This is a genomic window from Rhizobium sp. YS-1r, assembly GCF_000757525.1.
Classification (GTDB): domain Bacteria; phylum Pseudomonadota; class Alphaproteobacteria; order Rhizobiales; family Rhizobiaceae; genus Neorhizobium; species Neorhizobium petrolearium.
Genome location: NZ_JPYQ01000025.1, coordinates 149,501 through 163,450 on the forward strand (window position 1 = coordinate 149,501; position 13,950 = coordinate 163,450).

Consider the following 13,950-nt stretch of genomic DNA (forward strand, 5'->3'; position numbering starts at 1 on the left):
CAGGACGCAGTGATACGCTTCTTCCGTCGCCTGATGCAGCATAAAGGAGCCGTGTCGCCAGATTCCGTCATCTAGCATCAATTCTGCTCCGCGGAGCGCTTCCCTTGAAAGCTTGAACCAGCGCTCGAAATAACCCTCAGCCTCCTTCCTCGCATCTTCCTGATCCAGCGGCTTCGGTGCCACGAACGGATGGCCTTCCTTCTCGTAGAGCATGATGCCGTCGCGGATGATGTCGATAAAGAAAGGCCTGCCGCGTGCCAGCTGGTCGTTCACGTCCTGCAGCGTGTGAACGATGATGTTGACCGGCGTCTCGATTTCCTTGGTGATCGTCAATTCGCGCAGGAAATGATCGGACACGTCGTGCCAGAGATCATTGTCTTCCCCGAAGCTCTTCAGGTTGACGACAACGAGGATATCGAAATCGGACCTGTAACCGCTCTTGCGATCTTCCACCCAGTCGCCGCGGCTATAGGAACCGAAGAGAATGACCTTCAAGATCCGCCCGGCCTTCTGCTTTTCGGAAAGCTTCGATTGCTGCGCCGCATCGAATTCCTCAAAGATGATCTTCAAGGCAAGCGAAAGCTCCCGCTGCTTGCGCTCCGGAAGATGGCCGAGGCCGTCATTGTCGTCCGTCACCAAAACACCTGTGTCCATTGCCCTGTCGTAACCTGCAGCCATTGCGGCAATGCAAGTCTACGCCTCTGTATCTGGCCAGACTCAAAATCACCCAAAACAAGCGCTAGCCAAGCGTTGCGCTACCCAAGATTGAGCACATGCGCCGACGTATTTAATCATACACCTTATTTGGGCGGTCGCCGCAAGCGCGGCGCAAGTCATCGGGGAAAACCCGACCTCAATCCACGACCCTGTAATTGCGATGTATCGCCCAATGGCCAAGCAAATTCGCGGAGTTTGCCTATGATGCAGGGAATGGAATGTTGATCTGGTGAAATTCCCCGTACGAATTAAGACTATATCAGATCTTCGGGCGAGGAACTATTTTGCGTGCATCGACATTTTAGGTTTTCGGCCGGATAACGAGGCAGCATATGCAATCAGTCAGGATGACCGAAGAGCTGTGGCAGCATCTGCTTTCGCTGCGGGAGGATTCGATTGACCCGGTTGCGCTTCCTGAAGATGTCGATGTCTCGTGCCTGTCGCTTTACAGGCCGCTAGCGCTGCGGGAGAGGCCTTTTGCCCTGGCTCAGGTCGGTCAGTCGCTGGATGGGCGCATCGCAACCCCGGCGGGTGACGCCCAGAATGTTTCGGGATCCGACGGGATCGCTCATCTTCACCGCTGCCGCGCGCTGGTGGATGCGGTTATCGTCGGTGTGGGGACGGTTGTCGCCGACAATCCGAGCCTTTCCGTCCGCGCAGTCCGCGGCAGAAGCCCGGTTCGGGTCGTGGTGGATTGCAACGGCCGTATGCCCGAACGCGCCAAGATGCTGCATGACGGCGGCACACCCGTCCTCGTGATGCAGGCAGACGATGCGTCGCGTCGCTATGATGCCCATGAGGTCATTCGTCTGCCGCGTCAGGCCGATGGCGGGCTGTTGCCCAACGATATCCTGACAGCACTTGCAGAACGCGACCTTGCCACAGTCCTGGTGGAAGGCGGCGCAAGAACGATTTCCCGTTTCGTCGATGCGCAGTTGATCGACCATTTGCATGTGTCGGTATCGCCGATCATCATCGGTTCGGGACCGGCTGGAATCCGGCTTGCGCCAATCGAGCGGCTTTCCGAAGCACGCCGCCCCGAGGTGCAGATCTACAATATCGGCACGGATATCGTCTTCGACTGCAATTTGCGTGCCGAGGCTCGACAGCAGACCGCCTTACCTAAGCGCGAGGATATCCTGATGGCCAACACGGCATAGACTGCCTTCAACGTCGACCATGCGGTGTCGGAAACCGGCCCAATCGCCAATTTCGTTCTCGTCAAGTTGGCCGTATTCATAGATCGCGCGGATAACGCCATCGATAAATCGCCGCTGCAGACCGGCATCGGCTGCCGTCATGATCCATGGAGACGGGGCAACCTGCAGCGTATAGTCCCTCTCCTTCAGGCATTCGACCAGCGTCTTCCAACCGGCCGGCCCAAGCGAAACGCCAAACCCCTTGTCACTCAGTTGATGCGCATTGAAACTTCCTGCGATCGCCTGGTCCAGCGGATGCGGCTTCGACCAAGTCATTTCCCCGTCGTAGTTCAGTGCGGCGTAAAGGCCGATACCGGTCGTGGAAATCCGTTCGGCGAACCGGCGGATGAATTGCTCGGAACAGAGGTCGAACAATGCCGATGCCGTTACCAGCCTCGCATCCGTCAATGGCAGCGCTTCGATATTGTTGAGATCGCAGCGGATAAACTCGACCGCGTTACCATGAAGCCGTCGGGCTTCATCCAGCAGCCGCCTGTCGTTATCGAACAGCTGCCAGTGGACTTTCCTCTCAATTTTCGGCGAAAGTGCGCGGAAGGTCGCTCCCGTCCCGCAGCCGATATCAAGGATGGTGCTGCCGGGAGCGTTCTCGATGGCTTCGACTGCGGCGGCCAGCAAAGCCTTGTCACGCGAACGGGCATCTACCGGTTCCCGCAGGGCCAGCCAATTTTTGTCGAAGCCGCTCACGATGCTGCCTCCAGGACGTCGGAGATGATAGCGGCCGTATCCCTCCAGGAGGGCAATTTGGCGCCGGCGGTCGCCGCAGCGTCCGCCATAGCGATTCGGGTTTCCGGTTCTTCGAGCAGCCGGCGCAGAGCCACAGCAAATGCCTTGGGATCATCCGGAGGAACAAGGAAGCCTGCGCTTCTCGGCACGACTTCCGGTACAGCGCCGGCCGCGCAGCCGACGATCGGCAGGCCTTGGGCAAGCGCTTCGGCAAAGACCATGCCGTAGCCCTCGTAACGGCTGGCCAGCGCGAAAATATCGGCCCTGGAAAACTCGTTGCGTGGATCGTCGATCTGACCTGCGAGCTCAATCCGATCACCAAGACCCGATTGGATGATCTGCCTTTCCAGCGCAGCCGAGGTGTCGGGATCAAGCGTCCTGCTGCCGACAATGCGACAGTCCCAGGAAAGATCGGACAGCTTTTCCAGCGCTGCAATCAGCACGTCGTGGCCCTTCCGGCGGGTCAGCGTGCCGATACTGAGGATCAGGGGCGGCTCGCCACGAGCCTTTGAAAGAGGCGCGGGATCCATGCCGGGAATGGCGACCGTAATTTTCTCCGCCGGCACCGCATAATTGGCAGAAAGTTCTGCCGCGGTCGTATGCGAAGTGACGATGATCCCGCGGGTCTGCGCCAGTGCGGTTTTTTCGCGCGAGGCAAGGGTCTTTTGCTGCCTATGTTCGAGCCCCGTTTCCAGAGCCAGCGGATGATGCACCAGCGCCATGATTTTGAGCCGCTTTGCCTCGCGGACGGCGCATTCATCCATGACGCCGAAAGCCAAACCATCGATCAGCACGAGGCTGCTCTCCGGAAGCTCGGAAAGCATCCGACCGGCTGCTTCAAGCTGGGCTGCGCTCGGGTTCGGAAAACCCTCGCCAAGAGAAAGCGGCTCGACATTCCAGCCGATATCGCGAAGGGCTGCGATCACGCGCCGATCATATCCATACCCGCCGGTGCGGGTTTCGATGTCGCCCGGGTAGGCGAAGATGAGATCACGGCTCACAGCTCAGCCTCGTACCAGCCGCGTGCGGTGTGGGATTCATTCAGTATAACCCTAAGCTTGCGTATGCGCTGACCGCCCCCGCCAAGCCGGCCGTTGTCGATCGCCTCGGCGATGCGATCGAAGATGTGCTTCGCCAGGAACTCCGTCGTGGTCACCTTTCCAGCGAAAATATCCAATGTGTCAAGGTTCTGGTAGTTCAACGGCGCCAGCACCTCCTTTAGCACGTCGGTGGCGAGCCCGATATCGACCGCAAGGCCGTTCTCGTCGAGATTGTCGGTAAAGAAAGCTGCATCCACGGTGAATGTCGCGCCATGCAGTCCCTGGGCAGGACCGAAGACCGGTCGGGGAAGGCTGTGCGCAACCATGATGTGATCGCGGACTTCGATGGCGAACATGCAAATTTTCCTCAGTAGCGGATGCGGTGGCAGAGCGTGGCAGATGAACGGATAATGCCGGGGTAATCGCGCGCCATCGTTTCGAACGGGGTCTCGCCTGAAATCAAGCGGTCGAGCCGGTCGTCATCCAGAAGCTCAAGTGCCTTGGCCATGCGGCGGCGCGTATCCCAGCGAGCCCGTCGTCCGGGCGGCAATGCGCCAACCTGGGAGCTGACGACGGAGAGCCGCTTGGCATGGAAGGCGCCGCCGAGAGGAAGCTCGACGTGTTTTTCACCGTACCAGCTCGCTTCGACGATACGGGCTTCGAAGCCGGCATGGCTCAGCGCTTCTGCCAGGGCCGTGGAAGATGCGGAGGCGTTGATCAGGACGTCGCAATCATTCTGCATTGCGTCAGGCAGTGCGAAATGAAGGCCGAGAGCCCGGGCAATCTCGGCGCGTTCCGGCTCGATATCGGAAATCATGACTTCCGTTCCGGCGATCCGCGAGGCGAGCCAGGCGACCAGAAGTCCGACGACGCCGGCGCCAAAGACCGCTACCCGATCGCCTGGCTGAATGCCACCATCCCAGATGATGTTGAGTGCTGTTTCCATGTTTGCGGCCAATACCGCTCGCTGTGGTGGAAGGCTTTGCGGCAATGGATGTACCGCTGGGGCCGGCACGCGAAAACGGTCCTGATGCGGGTGCAAGCAGAAGACCTGCCTGCCTATGGCCGCTTCCGACCCTTCCTCGACGACGCCGACGGCGGCATAACCGTATTTCACGGGAAAGGGGAACTGCCCAGCCTGGTGCGGAGCGCGCATGCGCTGATATTCGCTTTCCGGCACTTGCCCGCGGAAGATAAGCGACTCAGTGCCGCGGCTGATGCCGCTATAAAGCGTGCGAACCAGGACATCGCCCTCGCGTTCCGGCGGAAGCGGCTCATCGCGGAGCCCACAGCGGCCCGTCTCCTCGAACCAGAGGGCACGGCTATGCTCTTCCATCACGGGTGGTTGAGCCGTCTCATGCCTTGTCACATATTAGCCCTTTCAGATTTACCAAAATCACACCTAGAGGCCTCAACGATGAGGGCAAGGGATCAGAACTTCGAGAAGAGGATAAAGATATCACGTTTATTTGACGCCGTTTTTTTGATTCAGGCTTGGCGGCTCGGTGCAATCCTTTCCATGTAATATCCGGAGGAGAGCGTCATGATTGTTTCACATCAGCGTTGGGAGGGGCGTGAGCGCTGCGTAGAGATTGGATGGCCGATCTTCGCGACGGCACCGAAAGGCGGGTCCGGTGGTTGAATGGATGAATGCCGGCCACCCGGACGAAATGGCGGCCCGCCGAGCTTTCCGCTCGCTCTTGCTCAATGCTTCTACTGTGACGGTGTCGGTTGCCGTAGTCTTCATTGTTGCGATGGATCGTTTGGGAGATCGTCTCGGCATGGACACGGTTGCCATCGGCACAGCCTTCGTCATCTATGCCGCAATCTGCACAATCGCGCTCGGCAATCTTCACGCGCATGGGCACAGCCGTTTCGGCGCGGCGAATATGGTAACGACAGTGCGGGCGGCAATTACTGCCACCGTAGGCGGATTGGTGCTGGTGTCCGATCAGTTCGGCCAGGCCTCCCGCGCCGAAGCTTTGTGGCTCATCGGCTCGATCGTTGCCTTCGCGCTCGCCCTGGACGGTGTCGACGGCCATCTTGCCCGCCGAACCCGTACCGCTACGCGTTTCGGCGCCCGGTTCGACATGGAAGTCGATGCTCTGCTGATACTCTTCCTGTCGATTGCCGCTTTTCTGCTCGGCAAAGCGGGCGTCTGGGTCCTGCTGATCGGCCTGATGCGCTATGCTTATGGCGCGGCACAAAGCGTCCTCCCCAGGCTGCGGGGCGAGCTGCCGCCTTCCATGCGCCGCAAGCTGATCTGCGTCGTGCAGGGGGCGGCACTGTGTCTGATGCTGTTCCCGTTCATTGTGCCGCCCGTTTCGACCATGCTTGCGGCGTGGGCGCTAGCCGCGCTTGCCTATTCCTTCGCGAGGGATGTGATTTTCCTTCTGCGCGCAAGTCGAGATGAACATGCGTCATGACCTATCGGCTTCGCTGGGGCTTGCGCGCTCACTGCTCATTTATTACGGCCAGCCCTGGCGACGGTCTTCACTGAAACGATTCTATGCCGAGTTCATCAAGCCCGGCGATCTTATCTTCGATATTGGCGCACATGCGGGCAATCGCAGTCGGACGCTTCTTTCCCTCGGTGCCAAGGTCATCGCAGTGGAGCCGCAGCCGATATTTGCCGATTTCATCGCGCGGTCTTTTGCCGGCGAAGAACTGGTTCTGCTGCGCAAGGCGGTAGGCAAGCAACCGGGCACAGTTGATCTTCATATTTCCGACCGGCATCCGACGGTGACGAGTATTTCGCCGTCCTGGATTTCAAAGATGGAGAAGACCATCGGATTCCGCAGTGTCACTTGGAACCGCGTCGAACGCGTCGAAATGACGACGCTCGACGTGTTGATCGATGAATATGGTCTGCCGGCCTTCTGCAAGATCGATGTGGAAGGTGCGGAAGCGGATATTCTTGCCAGCTTGCATCATCCGATCCCGCTGCTTGCTTTCGAATATATTCCGGCGGCGATGGAAATTGCCGAGGAGGCAATTGGCCATATGCGGAAACTTGGGCCCTACCGTTTCAATCGGGTGGAAGGCGAGGGGCACCGCTTCGCGCATGGTGAATGGGTCTCGGCCGAATCCATATTGGCTGAGCTCCCGGGATTGGCGGGACGGCAGTTGTCCGGCGATATCTATGCTCGGCGTGATGCATGACGGATCAGCGACGTCTCAGTCCGGAAAGCCATGGCCGGTGGAGTCGAAGCACTGACGGAAAGAGTGGCCATGAATGAGTACCGGTCTTTTCGTACGAAGGACAATGCAAGCAAAGGGGACGCCCGGCAGCCAAATCGGCGGTCCTTGCCGCGGATCGCAATTGCGTCGGTGATCGTTGCGGTGATCCTCGCGCTGCCCTCCAGGCCGGAGGCACTCACCAATGTCTCGGAGATCCGGTTTCCGCTGGAGGTGATCGGCATCGTGCTGTTCGCATTGGTGCTCGACGGCGCCGGCTTTGCTATCCTGAAGTGGGGCATTACCCTGTCGCTTGCCGCGATGCTGTTCCTGAAGCTTGCGGATATCGGCACCGGCATGGTCTTCCAGCGTCCGTTCAATCCCTATCTCGATCTCAAAATCCTGACGGACGGATGGAATCTCTTGAGCGGCACGGTGGGAGTGGCGGTAGCGGTCGGCATCATCTGCGCCGGCCTCGTCGCATGGCTTCTGGTGACGGTCGTGCTTTACTGGTCGTTCGACGGCTTTCGGCATTCAGCCGTTGAGGCTCGACGAAAATCCGTCCTCGCAAGCGGCATCCTTTTCCTTGTCGGGTTGGCGGCCTTCATCGTCCAGGATCGCGATCATCGCAATCTCGGCATAGAGGCACGGGCCGTTCCCTATTTTGTCAATCGCGTCGCGATGGTGAAAGATTCGGTCGCCGATCTTGCCCGGTTCGAGGATGAGGTGAAACAGGATCCGGTTTCCGCCGGACGGCATTTCTCGGCGCTCGCCGGCACGGACGTGGTGCTGATCTTCATCGAGTCCTATGGCCGCAGCGCGATCGAAGACCCGCGTTATGCCACCCGCATCAACGATCGCCTCGACTTGATGGAGCGGGAAATCGAGGCGGCGGGATTGCAGGCGCGCAGCGGCTGGCTCACTTCGCCAACGGTCGGCGGCATAAGCTGGCTGGCGCATGGCACGCTGCTTTCCGGCCTCTGGATCGATAGCCAGGCGCATTACGACCGGATGATTACCAGCGAGCGGCGAAGTCTCAACAGCCTGTTTCACGCGGCCGGCTGGCGGACCACGGCGGTGATGCCGGCGATTACCATGGACTGGCCGGAGGCAGGCTATTTCGGTTATGACAGCGTGCATGATGCCCATGGCCTCGGCTACAAGGGCAAGCCGTTCAACTGGGTGACGATGCCGGACCAGTATACGCTTTCAGCCTTCGAGCGGCTGGAGCGCCAGGGACGTGACGAACCAGGCCACACGCCGGTCATGGCTGAAATGGCGCTGATCTCCAGTCACGCGCCCTGGACGCCGATCCCGTCGTTGGTCGATTGGGATCAGGTAGGCGACGGAACCGTGTTCAACCCTCAAGCGGAAGGCGGCGAGTCGCCGTCTGTCATCTGGGCCGATCCAGCGCGCGTCCGCACTCAATATATCGCCTCGATTGATTACACGCTCGAAACGCTGGGCTCCTACATGGTGCGCTACGGCAGGAATACCTTATTCATTCTGCTCGGCGACCATCAGCCGGCCGCGATCATCACCGGCGAGGAGGCTTCCCGTGACGTGCCAATGCATATCGTTGCGGGCAACCCAGAGCTCCTGGATCGCCTCGACGGCTGGAACTTGCAGAGGGGAATGATCCCAACGAAAGAAACGCCGGTCTACCGGATGGATGAGTTCCGCAGGAAACTGGTCGAGAGCTTTGACTAGCGGTCTCTAAGCATGGCTGCCGAGATAGCTTTCCATCAGGGCCGGATCGACTGCCAATTCGGCTGCCGGACCGGAGCGTTTCACTTCGCCAAGCTCGACCAGATAGCCTTCGTCGGCGATCTCCAGCGCAGCGCGCGCATTCTGCTCGACAAGCAGGATCGAAACGCCGGTCGTCCGAAGTTCCGAGACGATGTTGAGAATATCGGCGACGATCTTCGGCGCCAGCCCCAGGCTCGGCTCATCGAGCAGCAGCAGGCGAGGGCGGCTCATCAGCGCGCGTGCCAGCGCCAGCATCTGCCGCTCGCCGCCGGAGAGCGTGCCCGCGAGCTGCTTGCGACGCTCCGCGAGCCGCGGAAAGCGGGCGTAAAGTTCCTCGCGTGTTTCGGCACGTTCCGACGCGTTGCGCAGAAAGCCGCCGAGTTCGATATTGTCTTCAACCGACATGGTCGAGAAAAGCTCGCGCTTTTCCGGCACGAGGCAGAGACCTTCGGCGACGCGGGCCTCTACCGAGTGCGGTACCGGTGCACTATTATACAGGATCGTGCCTTTTGCCGGCACGATGCCCATCACCGCATTGAGCAGGGTCGTCTTGCCGGCTCCGTTCGCGCCGATGACGGTCACGATGCTGCCCGGCCTCATGGCAAGCGAAATGCCGTGCAGCACTTCGGCGCGGCCATAAGAGACGTGGATGTCCGAGAGTTCGAGCAGGTTCCCGCTCATGCCACACCTCCGAGATAGGCGGCGATCACAGCCGGATGTTTACGGACCTCCGTTGGCTTGCCGTCGGCGATCAGCGTGCCGAAATCCAGCACGACGAGGTGATCAACCAGGCCCATGACGAAACCCATGTCATGCTCGACCAGCAGTACACTGACACCCTCTTCGCGGAGTTTGCGGAGCAGGCTGGCAAGTTCCTGCTTTTCGCCATGGCGCAGGCCGGCGGCTGGCTCATCGAGCAACAGAACGGCCGGATCAGCCGCGAGTGCTCGAGCGATTTCGAGGATACGGATCTGGCCGAGTGCGAGATCGCCCGCCGGCCGGTCGCGATATTGACCAAGACCGACACGTTCGAGCTGAACAGCGGCTTCGGTCAGCAAAGTTGCCTCCTCTTCCCGCTCCAGCCGGAAGAAACTGCGGAAAACGCCGGCGGAGCCGCGCAGATGCGCGCCGAGTGCGACATTTTCCAGCACCGACATATCCGGCAGGATCTTGGCGTGCTGAAAGGTTCGAGCAATGCCATGCTGGGCAATTTCGCGCGGGCTGTCACCGGTAAGCGGTTGGCCCTCATAGAAGATGGAACCGCTCGTCAGCGAAGCGATGCCGGTAATGAGGTTGAAAGTCGTGCTCTTGCCGGCGCCATTGGGACCGATCAGGCCGACAACCTGACCGGCCTTTACCTGGAAGCTGACGTCGTTGACCGCCACCAATCCACCGAAGGCCTTGCGCGCCTTTTCCACTTTGATGAGCGGAGAGCCGGCCGCTGCGAGCGTGCGTCTGGCGAGCTTATCGCTGGAAGCCGGGATCGGCCGCGGAGGGCGTTTCGGCAGGAGTTTCAACACGAGGGGCCAGAGTCCGTCGCGGGAAAGCTGCAGGATTAGGACAAGCAGGATGCCAAAGACGATCATCTCGAAATTGGCGGTCGTGCCGATGATGTCCGGTAGGAAACGCTGCAGGACGTCCTTGAGAATCAGCACGATGCTTGCCCCAAAGATCGCGCCCCAGACATGGCCGGCGCCGCCGACCACTGCCATCAGCAGGTATTCGATGCCCATGGAAAGGCCGAAGGGGGTCGGGTTCACCGAGCGCTGCATATGGGCATAGAGCCAACCGGAGAGTGCCGCGACAACGCCGGCGAAGACGAAGACGGTGAGCTTGGCCCGAACAATATTGACGCCGAAGGCTTCGGCCGCCTGACTGCCGCCGCGCAGCGCACGAATGGCGCGGCCGATGCGGGAATCGAGCAGGTTCCTGGCGCCGATCGCCACCGCAATCACGAAAAACCAGATGAGATAGTAGATGGAGCCGTCGCTTAAGAAACGATAGCCGGCGAATTCGATCGGCGGGATGCCGGAAATGCCGTCATAGCGGCCGAGCAGGTCGATCTTCCCGAAGAGGTAGTAGAGCGCCAATCCCCAGGCGATCGTGCCGAGCGGAAGGAAATGACCGGAAAGGCGCACGGTGATCAGGCCGAGCGGCAACGCGATCACAGCGCCGACGATCAGCGATAGTGGCAATGTAAGCCAGGGCGAGACGCCGTAGTTTGTGCTGAGCACAGCGGTCGTGTAGGCGCCGAAACCACAGAAGGCCGCCTGGCCGAAGGAGGTCAATCCGCCGACGCCGGTCAGCAGAACCAGGCCGATCGTCACCAGTGAGGCGAGGCCGATATTGTTGAGCAGCGTAATCCAGAAAGGAGGAACCGGCAGGGCCGGTACAACCGACAGGAAAAGGATGCCGACAAATCCGGGCAGCATGCGCCGAATGTTCATCGCTCACTCCTCCTCATGGAATGCGTGGCTGAGCGACAGCCAGATCAGCACGGGGATGATCAGCCCAAAGACGATGACCTCCTTGTAGGAACTGGCGAAGAAGGAGGCGAAGGCTTCGATCAACCCGACGCCAATAGCGGCAACCGCCGTGATCGGGAAACTCGCAAGTCCGCCGATGATGGCCGCAACGAAACCCTTGAGGCCGATCAGGAAGCCGGTATCGTAATAGATCGTGGTGATCGGGCCGATCAGAACGCCTGAGATTGCGCCGATGGTGGCAGCCAGCGTGAATGCGGTGATGCCTGTCAAATGGGTGCGCACACCGACCAGCCGGGCACCGAGACGGTTGACGGCCGTGGCACGCAGAGCCTTTCCGAGCAGCGTACGCTCGAAGAACATATAGAGGGCAATGATGATCGCGATCGTCGAGCCATAGATCCAGAGGCTCTGCGCCGGCACCATCAGTGAGCCGATCGTGTAGTTTGTCTCCGCCAGCGGCTGGGCGCGCAGCCCTTCCGCACCGAAGAAGACGAGGCCAAGACCCATCATCGCCAGATGCACGCCGACCGAAGCGATGAGCAGCACCAGCACCGAAGCGTCGGCAAGCGGTCGGTAGGCGATGCGATATACGTAATAACCCATGGGAGCGATGATCAGGATGGTGAGCAGTGCCTTGGCGAAGGCCGGCAGGCCGAGCGGCGCGAGCATGGTTGCTACGCCGTAGATGACAGCCGGCAGGATGAGGTTCATTGCCAGGCTGCGCAGGAAGGTGCGAGCATCTGTGCCTCGCCGCCAGCTCCAGAGATCAGTCAGGAATGCAATTGCGCCAAAGCAGACAAGCAGGGATGTCGTCGCGGGCACGCGGCTGTTGTCGAGCAGCGCCAGCGTGAGTGCGCCATAGGCGACGAACTCGCCCTGTGGGATGAAGATCACCCGCGTGACGGAGAAAACGAGAACCAGCGCGAGACCAAGAAGCGCATAGATTGCGCCGCTGGTGACCCCGTCCTGGATCAGGAAGGTCGCAATCATCGCGTCCAAAGAATTTCCCCCCGATTATTGAACCGACGCCGATAGGAAGCCCGGCAATGAATGCCGGGCCTTTGATGAATGGCCTTTATTTCACCAACTCGAACTTGCCGTCCTTGGTCGTGAGCAGGACAACGGCCCGCTCGTCGAGACCGAGGTGATCATCGGCCTTGTATTCGAAGACGCCCTGGCTTGCCGGGAACGGCCCACCCGTCTCGATCGCGTCACGAAGTGCTGCGCGGAATTCCGGTGTGCCCGGCTTTGCGGTTTTGAGCGCGACCGGGATCGCCTTTTTCAGGATCGCCATGGCGTCGTGAATATGCGCGCCGAACTGGGTGCGGGTGCCGGCACCGAATTTCTTCTCATAGGCCGTAACGTAAGCGAGGCCCTCCTGCTTCGTCTCCGACGAATCCGGCTGGAATTCCGGCACCATGACAGGGCCTGAAGCGAAGATCGTGTTGTCGGCCGCCTTGCCGGCGATGCGCAGGAAATCGAACGTCACGGCGCCATGGGTCTGATAGATCTTGCCGGTGAAGCCGCGTTCGCGCAGTGCGATCTGCGGAAGTGCTGCGCCGGTGCCGGAGGCGCCGACGAAGACGGCGTCCGGGCGAGAAGCGACAAGCTTCAGGACCTGGCCGGAAACGGAGGTGTCGGGACGTGCATAACGTTCCTCCGCCACCATTTTCAGACCGTACTGCTCGCCGATCGCCTTGTACTGGTTGACCCAGAGATCGCCGTAGGAGTCGGAAAAACCGATATAGCCGAAGGTCTTGACGCCGTCGGCCTTCATTTTTGCAAACAAGGTCCGGGCGATCAGGCCGGCATCCTGCGGCAGGACGAAGGTCCACTTGCCTTTGGAAATGTTCGGCGGGACAGGCGAAGCCGAGAAATGCGGCGTGCTGGTTTCGGCGGCAACACCGGCAACGGCGATCGAAGCGGGAGTGAGCGCCGAACCGACGATCACATCGACTTTTTCGTCATTGACGAAACGGCGGGCATTGGTCGTGGCGACCGAAGGATCGCCGGCATCGTCGAGAACGATGACCTTGAGTTTCTCGCCGCCGACGTCAGCCGGCCAGAGTTCGACGGAATTCTTGAGCGGAATGCCGAGCGCAGCGCCCGGCCCGGTTGACGAAACGGTGACGCCGATGGTTACGTCAGCGAGTGCTGGACCCGCCAATACAGGAAGGGACAGGGCGGCAATCACCGCTATCCCAGTAAAAAAAGGGTTCTTCATAGGATCCTCCCAGGACAAAAGCGGGCGATCTCCTCTTCGCCCGCTGTTTGTTTACATGGAGATTGTTTCTTTGTAAACAATCTAGCGGAGGCGAGATCGGCACTTCATGATGCGAGCGCTCCCAGATGATCCGACTGAAAGGAAGGTCAGGGTAGGTCGGATCCCAGCAGACGTGCGAAGCCCGTCTTTCTGTTCAGTTCCACCGTCTCACGCGCCCGCCTGACACGTCGTTCCACGAGCCCCAGCATATCCATGAATTCATTGATCTTTTCGGCCGGAAAATCGCCGAAGAGATGTTTTTCGAGAGCATCTATCTCAGCTACCATACTGTTGTAGACGGCTGTTCCCGCAGGTGTAAATTCGATCTGGGCCCACCGTGCATCGCGTTCATCTGAACGGCGGTCTATCAGACCACGATCGACGAGTTCCCGGATCGCGCGCGAGACCATGGCCTTGTCGATGGTCGTGTGACGGCCGATTTCCATCGGCGAGATCGGCTGATAGCTGCCGATCGCGGACATCACCCGCCAGATATTCAGTTTGAAGCCGTGGACTTCGCAAAGGAGGCTGAGCAGCTTCACCATTTCCGCGTTGCTGCGCGCAAGCCTGTAAGG

Annotated in this window: 14 protein-coding genes; 4 read left to right on the forward strand and 10 right to left on the reverse strand. The window is 60.0% G+C overall.

Annotated elements, in window-relative coordinates:
• Positions 1 to 654, reverse strand: a 654-nt coding sequence (locus tag JL39_RS19125; RefSeq protein ID WP_244446919.1) for a nucleotidyltransferase domain-containing protein, incomplete at its 3' end; no start/stop codon positions are given.
• Positions 655 to 1,049: 395 nt separating this feature from the next.
• Between JL39_RS19125 and JL39_RS19130 the strand changes: the two genes are divergently transcribed.
• Positions 1,050 to 1,877 (forward strand): RibD family protein, encoded by an 828-nt coding sequence (locus JL39_RS19130; RefSeq protein ID WP_037154203.1) that lies wholly within the window; start codon positions 1,050 to 1,052, stop codon positions 1,875 to 1,877.
• On the opposite strand, the gene JL39_RS19135 is transcribed toward JL39_RS19130, so the two are convergent.
• The 4 genes from JL39_RS19135 to JL39_RS19150 are packed head-to-tail and all read right to left on the reverse strand — an operon-like array spanning position 1,836 to position 5,036.
• Positions 1,836 to 2,621, reverse strand: a complete 786-nt coding sequence (locus JL39_RS19135) for a class I SAM-dependent methyltransferase (RefSeq protein ID WP_037154204.1) — start codon at positions 2,619 to 2,621, stop codon at positions 1,836 to 1,838. The genes JL39_RS19130 and JL39_RS19135 overlap by 42 nt on opposite strands.
• Positions 2,618 to 3,661, reverse strand: coding sequence for a glycosyltransferase family 4 protein (locus JL39_RS19140; RefSeq protein WP_037154208.1), 1,044 nt, complete (start codon positions 3,659 to 3,661; stop codon positions 2,618 to 2,620). The genes JL39_RS19135 and JL39_RS19140 overlap by 4 nt, the downstream gene beginning before the upstream one ends.
• Positions 3,658 to 4,056, reverse strand: a complete 399-nt coding sequence (locus tag JL39_RS19145; RefSeq protein ID WP_037154210.1) for a 6-carboxytetrahydropterin synthase — start codon at positions 4,054 to 4,056, stop codon at positions 3,658 to 3,660. Before JL39_RS19145 ends, JL39_RS19140 begins: the two co-directional genes overlap by 4 nt.
• An 11-nt stretch (positions 4,057 to 4,067) precedes the next feature.
• Entirely contained in the window at positions 4,068 to 5,036 is a 969-nt protein-coding gene (locus tag JL39_RS19150; protein ID WP_037154213.1) for a zinc-binding alcohol dehydrogenase, read from the reverse strand.
• A gap of 298 nt (positions 5,037 to 5,334) precedes the next feature.
• Here JL39_RS19150 and JL39_RS19155 point away from each other — a divergent pair, with 298 nt between their 5' ends.
• The 3 genes from JL39_RS19155 (at position 5,335) to JL39_RS19165 (ending at position 8,587) form a co-directional block, all read left to right on the forward strand.
• A complete protein-coding gene (locus tag JL39_RS19155; RefSeq protein WP_244446920.1) occupies positions 5,335 to 6,126 on the forward strand; it encodes a CDP-alcohol phosphatidyltransferase family protein in 792 nt (263 codons plus the stop codon).
• Positions 6,116 to 6,862, forward strand: coding sequence for an FkbM family methyltransferase (locus JL39_RS19160; RefSeq protein ID WP_152601189.1), 747 nt, complete (start codon positions 6,116 to 6,118; stop codon positions 6,860 to 6,862). Before JL39_RS19155 ends, JL39_RS19160 begins: the two co-directional genes overlap by 11 nt.
• A gap of 144 nt (positions 6,863 to 7,006) precedes the next feature.
• The gene (locus JL39_RS19165) at positions 7,007 to 8,587 is read left to right on the forward strand and encodes a sulfatase (protein WP_227704599.1); all 1,581 of its coding nucleotides are present in this window, start codon (positions 7,007 to 7,009) and stop codon (positions 8,585 to 8,587) included.
• A gap of 6 nt (positions 8,588 to 8,593) precedes the next feature.
• Here the strand turns inward: JL39_RS19165 and JL39_RS19170 are convergent, their stop codons facing one another.
• The 5 genes from JL39_RS19170 to JL39_RS19190 all read right to left on the reverse strand — a co-directional run bounded on the left by JL39_RS19170 (position 8,594) and on the right by JL39_RS19190 (position 13,920).
• Positions 8,594 to 9,307 (reverse strand): ABC transporter ATP-binding protein, encoded by a 714-nt coding sequence (locus JL39_RS19170; protein WP_037154218.1) that lies wholly within the window; start codon positions 9,305 to 9,307, stop codon positions 8,594 to 8,596.
• Positions 9,304 to 11,073 (reverse strand): branched-chain amino acid ABC transporter ATP-binding protein/permease, encoded by a 1,770-nt coding sequence (locus JL39_RS19175; RefSeq protein ID WP_052182990.1) that lies wholly within the window; start codon positions 11,071 to 11,073, stop codon positions 9,304 to 9,306. Before JL39_RS19175 ends, JL39_RS19170 begins: the two co-directional genes overlap by 4 nt.
• 3 nt (positions 11,074 to 11,076) lie before the next feature.
• Positions 11,077 to 12,102, reverse strand: a complete 1,026-nt coding sequence (locus JL39_RS19180; protein ID WP_200883982.1) for a branched-chain amino acid ABC transporter permease — start codon at positions 12,100 to 12,102, stop codon at positions 11,077 to 11,079.
• A gap of 85 nt (positions 12,103 to 12,187) precedes the next feature.
• Positions 12,188 to 13,336, reverse strand: a complete 1,149-nt coding sequence (locus JL39_RS19185; protein WP_037154223.1) for an ABC transporter substrate-binding protein — start codon at positions 13,334 to 13,336, stop codon at positions 12,188 to 12,190.
• Positions 13,337 to 13,482: 146 nt separating this feature from the next.
• Positions 13,483 to 13,920 carry a MarR family transcriptional regulator gene (locus JL39_RS19190; protein WP_161784776.1) on the reverse strand — a complete coding sequence of 146 codons (438 nt, stop codon included), beginning with the start codon at positions 13,918 to 13,920 and terminating at the stop codon, positions 13,483 to 13,485.
• Between the last annotated feature and the right edge of the window lie 30 nt (positions 13,921 to 13,950).